This is a genomic window from Polaromonas sp. P1_G4 (assembly GCF_056405475.1).
This window is the reverse complement of the sequence record NZ_JBFUCA010000855.1, coordinates 1-1,160: the sequence shown is the minus strand read 5'-3', so window position 1 is coordinate 1,160 and position 1,160 is coordinate 1. Positions and strand designations below refer to the sequence as shown.

Below are 1,160 nucleotides of genomic sequence, written 5' to 3'. Positions count from 1 at the left end.
ACCATCGACATTGCACACGGCCATGCCGACACGGTGCAGAAGATGATCGCCTACCTCAAGCAGAAGCTGCCGGCGTCCTTCGTGATCGCCGGCAACGTGGGCACGCCCGAAGCGGTGATCGACCTCGAAAACTGGGGTGCCGACGCGACCAAGGTCGGCATCGGCCCCGGCAAGGTCTGCATCACCAAGATGAAAACCGGTTTCGGCACCGGCGGCTGGCAGCTGTCGGCGCTCAAGTGGTGCGCGCGCGTGGCGACCAAACCCATCATTGCCGACGGCGGCATTCGCGAACACGGCGACATCGCCAAGTCGGTGCGCTTTGGCGCGACCATGGTGATGATCGGCTCCATGCTCGCAGGCCTGGAAGAAAGCCCGGGCAAGACCGTCGAGGTGGACGGCAAGCTCTTCAAGGAATACTACGGCAGCGCCTCGGACTTCAACAAGGGCGAGTACAAGCACGTCGAAGGCAAGCGCATCCTGGAGCCGGTCAAGGGCACGCTGGCCGATACCTTGCGCGAGATGGAAGAAGACATCCAGAGCTCCATCAGCTACGCCGGCGGCACGAAGCTGCTGGACATTCGCAAGGTCAACTATGTGACCCTGGGCGGCGACAACGCCGGTGAACACCTGCTGATGTAGGCCGGCGGTAACAAATAGTAGCAAGGCCGGCTCCGGCGACAATAGGCCYTGTTCCTGAAGAGACTCACTCCCCTTGCCCACCGCAGCCATTGAAGTACGCCGGCCCTATTCCGGCGAAGAAGAAGCAGCCCTCATGGACGCCGTCCAGGAGGCGTTGACCTCTGCGCTGAAGGTACCGCTCTGGACGACCTCCGTCCGGCTTGTTATCCATGAGCCGCAGCGCTTTCGTGCGCCGGCAGACAAAGGGGACCGCTACACGCTGGTGACGATCGACTGCTTTGTCGGGCGATCCCTGGAAACCAAACGCGCCCTGTACCAGGTCATCGTGCAAAAGCTCGGGCTGTGCGGCATTCCCGCAGATCACGTGAAAGTGCTGCTGCGTGAGGCGTCACGCGAAAACTGGGCGATCCGGGGTGGCCTGCCGGCGTCCGACGTGGTGCTGGAGTACGACGTCGATATCTAGGCTGGTTAGCTAACGCTGGCCAGCCGCCAGCAGTTGCAATGCAAGCCGGTGCAGGCGG

General features: G+C 62.6%; 2 protein-coding genes. Both read left to right on the top strand.

The window, feature by feature from the left end; translation table 11 throughout:
- Positions 1-639 (top strand): GMP reductase (locus AC1D1X_RS23940; protein ID WP_477699431.1); only part of this gene is annotated, 639 nt, incomplete at its 5' end.
- Between the two features lie 73 nt (positions 640-712).
- Complete coding sequence (locus AC1D1X_RS23935; protein WP_477668020.1) at positions 713-1,102, top strand: tautomerase family protein; 390 nt, start codon at positions 713-715, stop codon at positions 1,100-1,102.
- Positions 1,103-1,160 lie beyond the last annotated feature (58 nt).